The following is a 6,899-nucleotide window of genomic DNA, read 5'->3' on the forward strand; positions in this document are numbered from 1 at the left end:
AGAAAAAAAGAACAATCAGTGAGGTTAGAAACTAATTTAGTGTAAACCCTAATCTATAACTTTTGTAAACCATGTATCTTAACGAACATTAAAACAAATCAAATAATGAGGAATAACATAATTAAATTTTCAGTATTAGCGTTCATTATATTTTTAGGTGCTTGCAAGACAGAGAAATCGAACACGAAAGACAATGATTCTTTGGACAAAAAAAGCTTTTATTACCTTGATCAAAAACCTCCTGGTTCAACACCAGAAGTTTTCGCTCCTGGTATTGTGTCTATCAATGGAAGGACTGAAACTTCGATTTCATTCTCGCCAGATTTAAAAGAGCTATACTTTGACGCTAAGCATGAAGACGAGGCATCTCAAATCTATTTCACCAAACTCATCGATGGTACTTGGACTCCCGTTAAAGTAGCAAATCTTACTAAAAGCAATAAAAAAGAAGAAATGCACCCTTTCGTAAGCCCTAATGGTAAACGGATTTATTTTACTGCATTTGACTCTATTTTTTCGGATGAACGAATATGGTATGTTAATCGCTTGAATGATTCGTGGAGTGATGCTATTAAACTAAATTCCCCTGTAAATGATGATAAAGTATTTTTTGCAAATCATGCAAAGAATGGCGGACTTTATTATTTTAACTTGTCAAATTTTAAAACCTATTACGCTCCTGACAAGAAAGGTGAATTTGTAGAACCACAGTCGGTTGAAATTGATATGGGGCATCATGCTTTTATCTCACCAAATAATGATTATTTATTGGTAACTGAACGAAACAATGAAGAAAAAAACAGAAAGGACAATGATATTTATGTCTATTTCAGGAATCAAGATGGAACATGGTCGAAACCAATAAATCTTGGAGCTACAGTAAATACTAATTTTTCTGAAAAAACACCAAGTATCAGTCCTGATGGTAAGTATTTATTTTTTGGGAGAGACGAAAGAAATATAGAGCCCGGACTATCAAATATTTATTGGGTGAGTACGGAAATTATAGAAAACCTAAGACCACAACAATAAAAATATAACTACCGCCAACAAAGTGTATAGTGCAAACCCTTCAAGATACGCACCATACACAAACCGTTGGGCGTCATAATAGAGCCCTTACTTATCGGAAGAAATGAAATATTCAGAGATGAGGGTTCGAAGCTGACGAAAAATAGAGTACCTTATCTTCTTCAACCATATAAATAAAAACCATGCTGAAAATTTACCGCAATATTTCCCTCTTTATCATTCTTATCATTATTGGAGTTCAATGGGGGTTTTATAAAAATTATATCAGCCAATTCCCAGATTTCATCGATAAAACCAACATTATCCATATCCATGGAGCCTTGTGGATGTCGTGGTTAGTTTTGCTGGTCTTACAGCCTTTTCTTATCATTACAGGAAGGATACAACTACATCGAACTATTGGTAAAGTATCTTATGTGCTAGGACCGCTCATGATCTTGTTCCTGTTCCTGGTGGGCAAGGGGTCCTACTGGCGAACAATTGAAAATTTTACTGAGCATGATGCATTGGTCTTCCTTGTGTTGGATTCCAGAGGTCTTATCTCATTCGCCATTTTCTGGGGATTGGCCATGCTCTACCGAAAAGAGTCAGCATCGCACATGCGGTATATGATTGCCACCGGCATATTGGCCATCGGACCCGGGGTGGGCCGTGGGCTCATCAATAGTTTTGACCTTGATTTTGGGACTACCTTCATAATAGTGGATTTGATTAACCTTGCAATTGTTGGTTTTTTAATGGGCTATGATATTTACAATAAGAAAAACTACAAACCGTTTCTGGTTGTTTTTATTGTCTTGTTGATTGGAACTTTTCTTTGGACTATTAGGGATAGTGATGCATGGCAATCATTGGCAAAAACCTACGCCACGTTGTTCTATTGATATCAGGAGGCCCTGACACTTGTCACTAACAAATTGTATAAGAAAGTCGCCCCAAAAAATGATACGAACGCCCAACAATGGCTATAGCAAATAGGATATAAAGTACTATATTTAAAGGCTTGGGCTTGTTCCCTGATTCCGCCAAATCTTTTGGATTTGGCAATTAAAAAGGAAAAAATAATTACAAAACAAAAAGCTCTGGCTCATAGTTCAGACGGAAACGAAAAGTTTCCTTGCCTGCCCTACTTGCCATAGCCGAACCGTTGGAAATAATCTTATGAACCGTTTTAAAATTATTGCCTTTATAAGCTATTGTCTTACAATAGGAAGCCATGTCATTATAGCTCAAACCTATGCAAGAAATGGCATGGTTGTATCAAGCAGCAAAATCGCATCTGAAGTAGGAATTGAAATTCTAAAAAAAGGTGGAAACGCTATTGACGCTTCTGTGGCAACTGCTTTTGCATTGGCTGTCACGCATCCAACTGCTGGAAATATAGGAGGCGGAGGTTTTTTGGTCTTTATGGATTCTTCTGGAACTACTACTACAATTGACTTTCGTGAAAAAGCACCGATGAAAGCATCTTCGGATATGTTTCTTGATAAAGATGGAAACCTTCCCAAAGGAATAGACCATAGAGGAAGGGAATCAACAAGTAATCACATCGGCCTAAAATCAGTAGGTGTACCTGGGACGGTAGCGGGCCTTTATCTGGCTCATGAAAAATACGGGCATCTACCCTGGGCGGATTTGGTTCAACCAGCAATTGACTTAGCAGAAAATGGTTTTGAACTCCCATGGAGCCTTGCAAATAGTGCCATTTATTTTGATGCCAACACCAAAATTCAATTCCTAAAAGACTATTTCAGAAAGGATAATGGAAAGCTAATATCCTTCGGGGAAGTTTGGAAACAACCTGAACTGGCCAATACTTTGTCAGAAATTCGGGACAAGGGTCATGACGGTTTCTATAAAGGGATAGTGGCAAAGGAGATTGCCCGTTATATGAAAGAAAATGGAGGAATTATAACTAAAAAAGACCTTAGGAATTACTCAGCTGTGGAGAGAAAACCTATAAAAGGTACCTATAAAGACTATGACATATACTCCATGCCACCTCCCAGTTCAGGAGGAGTTGCACTTATTGAAATGATGAATCTTATGGAATTAGCAGATTTAGATTCCATTGCATTTAATTCTACCAAATATGTCCATTTACTGGCGGAGGTTATGAGAAGAGCTTTTGCCGATAGAGCAGAACATTTAGGAGATCCTGATTTTAACTTGAATACTCCTATAAATAAATTGACTTCAAAAGAATTTGCCAAAAAGCGTTTTGAGAATATCAATTTGTCAAAAGCATCACCAAGCGACTCAACAAAATTCGGACAAATTTATGATGGCAACAGTACTACCCACTTTTCTTTGATTGATAAAGACGGTAACGCCGTTTCTTTGACCTACACTTTGGAACATGGCTATGGTTCTGGAATGGGGTCTCCAGAACTTGGCTTTATATTCAATAATGAAATGGGGGATTTCAACCCGATACCGAATGAAACTACACGTACTGGATTGATAGGAACAAAACCGAATATCATTCAACCGGAAAAAAGAATGTTATCAAGTATGACCCCTACAATCGTAGCTAAAGACGGTAAACCGTACCTAGTTATAGGAAGTCCGGGAGGAAAAACCATTATTAACACCGTTTTTCAAACGGTGTTAAATGTCTTAGAGTATGATATGCAAATAGATAGGGCAATAGAAGCAGTGAAAATTCATCATCAGTGGTTACCCGATAGAATTAGTTACGAGGAACACCTGCTATCTCCTGACACAAAGAGAAATCTTGAGCTCATGGGCCATATGTTGATCCCTAGATCGAATTTAGGTGCCTTAATGGGTATTGTAATAGATCCAAAGAATAAGATTTTGATTGGAGCATCCGATTCGTCCAGACCAGAGGGAGCTGCAATTGGTTATTAACTATTTCTAACATTGTATAACCTGCATTAAAACGAAGCCTTATACAATACCGTTGGCAGTAATTTAAAATAATAACTTTACGAAGTTTAATCGGTAAAAAATTACTAATTGACCCACCAAGACATAAATGAAACCATTCCTAATATTTCTACTATTAATTCCTTTCGCATTATTGGGTCAATCAAATCAGGTGATTGATACCGTAAATACAGATCAACTTGTACCGAAAGGTGATTTGCAATATAAAATTGAAAGCGACGAACCTTTCACTGGAATTTCAATTGGAAAACTGCCGCATGGGGAAAAATATCTTGAGAACCATTTTGTAAATGGCAGAATAAGTTTGGCAAAGTACTTTAAAAACGATACGCTACTCAGCATTGTAAAATATTCTCCTGAGAGTATAATTAAACTCAACTACTATTTTAAAAGCGGGCTAAAACGCTTTGAAAGAATCTATGATAAAGAAAGTAGAGTCACGAGTGAAACCACCTGGAATAGTGATGGAAGCAAAAAAGATGAAAAGATATATCCTAGTGCTCACCCCAAGCCAAATATAATGATATCACTTCCAAATGAAACTGTGCTCATAGATGACTTGGTTGCAAAAGACACTCTTAATGAAGACGAATTCTTTGCTTACGAAAAAGGGAATAATGAACCATTTACAGGTGTTGTTACTTTTTCTGGACAATTAAATTTTAATAGGAGTAAAAGAGGGGTTTTTATTCCGCACGATAGTTACTTTTCTGCGGCCACATTTGTATCAGGAAAGATTAATGGGAAATACACAACATGGTATGTGAAAGATGGTAATAAGAAATCAGAATTAATGGTTACAGGCGAGCGTGCAAGAATAAAAGAAAATGGACCTTATACACACTGGTATTCAAATGGACAGATAGCAGCTGCTGGTATATCAAAAAATGGAAAAAAAAGTGGCAACAGAACCACATGGCATGAAAACGGACGGATAAAAAGTGAAGCCTATTACGATCGTGGAGAGCTATCTGACAAATCAATGGCCTGGGATGAAAAGGGTCAGAGATCAATTGAGTCAGCCTATTATGAGGGCGCATTAATAAAAAAAATTGGGAGGGGTGAAAATGGAAAAATCGAAAAAGAATGGCCAGAACTAGATGAAGATAACCATGGTTTAAGGATATTTATAGATAATTTTATATCTATCTTAAAAACTGAAAACTATGATGCCTTAAAAAAAATATTCGCATCAAAAGAGGATTATGTAACTATAGTACTAGGCAAAAAAGGACAGGAACCATCCGATGATTTGACCGAAAGCATTAATGCTAGTTGGGATGAAAATGTGTCTGAAAAAATCAATGATATTCAAGATCAATTACGAGAGCATGATCCTTTTGAAATTTTAGGAGAATATTATGTTTTCTATTCCTATGAGCTTATTAATAAAGATAAAGCTAGCCAAAAAGTTAGCTGGCCAAAATCAATAAATTACGATATTAGTGAAGCAATATCAGTAGTTGCTAAAATAGCAATTACACATAAACAAGCGCCTCTTAAATTAGGATTATCTCCTTATTACATAAACAATGAATGGTGTTTTATTGCAACTGATTCTAGTAGCATAATTCAGATAACATATTAGCTATCATGAAAAAAACCTTATTATTTGTAGCCTTATTACTATTTGTTGGCAGTTATTTCCTTAGTGCGCAAAGCAAGGAAGTTAAGATTAATGAATTGATTCAAGAAAAAACTAATAAAGGTAATGATTCGATAGCTTATAAAGGGAAACCGTTTACTGGTTTGGCAGTCGATTATTATGAAAACGATAGTTTAAAAATGAAAATTGCTGTTGTAGAAGGGATAGCGAATGGAATTGCCGAAACTTACTGGAATGATGGAATATTAAGGTCAAGAACCAATTTTCTAAAAGGAGTTCAACATGGAGCTATGCAAGAATTTTATCGTGATGGTCAATTAATGAAGGCATCTAATTTCATAAAAGGGAAATTGGATGGTGATTTTATAGAATATTGGAATGACGGACAAATAGAAAGTTCAGTACATTATAAAGCTGGCAAGCGGCACGGTCTTTTTGAGGATTATAGTGATGGGCAGTTAATAGAAACAGGAAATTACATTATGGGCGTTAAGGACGGAGTGTGGGAGAGATACTTTCCCACTGGTCAGTTATTACGTAGAGAAATCCATGTTGAAGGAGAATTGAATGGCATATTTGAAGAATATTATGATAATGGACAGCTAAATAATAAAGGGAATTATAAAGAAGGGAAAAGAGATGGATTCTGGGAGCATTACTATGAAAATGGTCAGCTAGTAGAAAAAGGGAATTATATCAATGATGAAAGAGAGGATGGTCTATGGGAATCTTACTATAATAATGGGAATTTAAATATTAAGCAGCATTACATTAATGGCCAACAAAATGGAATAACGGAACAATACTCTTATGAGAGTCAATTAGAAATCAAAGGAACCTTGAGGGATGGATGGAAAAAAGAGGGACTGTGGGAACGCTACTTTTGGAATGGCCAATTAAAGTCAATAGGTAACTATATCAATTCTGAAAGACACGGAGAATGGAAATTTTATGACGAAAACGGTAAATTAACAAAAACAGAAAAATATTATTAGATGGATAATCTATTCACTTGTTCAATCATTTTCAAAATATCGATTAGGATTTTCCTATTAGTGGGCGCTTATCAAAGTAACGCGCAAGAAAAATAGTACAGCATATAGATTTGGTAGAGGCCAAAGAATGGGATGAAAATGGAATAGAAAAAAATAAGAATATAAACTACTGTCAACAATGTATATAACCCATTAAAACGGGTCATATGCTCACCGTTGTACTACATTATCGGAAACCGTTAACCGATGATAAAATTATTTAGAGGGCCGAACGGCAAGCAAAGGTCTGGTAGACCTTTGATAGTGAGGAGCCAGGCGGTGCGAAGGCCAAAATAATAAAAGATATGATAAAG

5 protein-coding genes are annotated in these 6,899 nt (G+C 36.0%); all 5 read left to right on the top strand.

Annotation, left to right across the window (positions count from 1 at the left end):
• Positions 1-105 precede the first annotated feature (105 nt).
• The 5 genes from J1G40_RS18145 to J1G40_RS18165 all read left to right on the top strand — a co-directional run bounded on the left by J1G40_RS18145 (position 106) and on the right by J1G40_RS18165 (position 6,546).
• Positions 106-1,032 (top strand): TolB family protein, encoded by a 927-nt coding sequence (locus tag J1G40_RS18145; RefSeq protein WP_265244084.1) that lies wholly within the window; start codon positions 106-108, stop codon positions 1,030-1,032.
• A 182-nt stretch (positions 1,033-1,214) separates the two neighbouring features.
• A complete protein-coding gene (locus J1G40_RS18150; RefSeq protein ID WP_265244085.1) occupies positions 1,215-1,916 on the top strand; it encodes a hypothetical protein in 702 nt (233 codons plus the stop codon).
• Between the two features lie 277 nt (positions 1,917-2,193).
• The gene (gene ggt / locus J1G40_RS18155) at positions 2,194-3,906 is read left to right on the top strand and encodes a gamma-glutamyltransferase (protein ID WP_265244086.1); all 1,713 of its coding nucleotides are present in this window, start codon (positions 2,194-2,196) and stop codon (positions 3,904-3,906) included.
• A gap of 127 nt (positions 3,907-4,033) precedes the next feature.
• A complete protein-coding gene (locus J1G40_RS18160; RefSeq protein ID WP_265244087.1) occupies positions 4,034-5,533 on the top strand; it encodes a hypothetical protein in 1,500 nt (499 codons plus the stop codon).
• A gap of 5 nt (positions 5,534-5,538) precedes the next feature.
• Positions 5,539-6,546, top strand: coding sequence for a toxin-antitoxin system YwqK family antitoxin (locus J1G40_RS18165; protein ID WP_265244088.1), 1,008 nt, complete (start codon positions 5,539-5,541; stop codon positions 6,544-6,546).
• The last annotated feature ends 353 nt before the right edge of the window (positions 6,547-6,899 follow it).

The sequence above is a fragment of the Muriicola sp. Z0-33 genome, assembly GCF_026126425.1.
In the GTDB taxonomy this organism is placed as follows: Bacteria; Bacteroidota; Bacteroidia; order Flavobacteriales; family Flavobacteriaceae; genus JAFMPW01.

What these genes read in the sequence shown, in the direction of transcription:
- J1G40_RS18145 (WP_265244084.1), top strand. Translation starts at nt 106, where the DNA reads ATGAGGAATAACATAATTAAATTTTCAGTATTAGCGTTCATTATATTT.
- J1G40_RS18150 (WP_265244085.1), top strand. Translation starts at nt 1,215, where the DNA reads ATGCTGAAAATTTACCGCAATATTTCCCTCTTTATCATTCTTATCATT.
- ggt (WP_265244086.1), top strand. Translation starts at nt 2,194, where the DNA reads ATGAACCGTTTTAAAATTATTGCCTTTATAAGCTATTGTCTTACAATA.
- J1G40_RS18160 (WP_265244087.1), top strand. Translation starts at nt 4,034, where the DNA reads ATGAAACCATTCCTAATATTTCTACTATTAATTCCTTTCGCATTATTG.
- J1G40_RS18165 (WP_265244088.1), top strand. Translation starts at nt 5,539, where the DNA reads ATGAAAAAAACCTTATTATTTGTAGCCTTATTACTATTTGTTGGCAGT.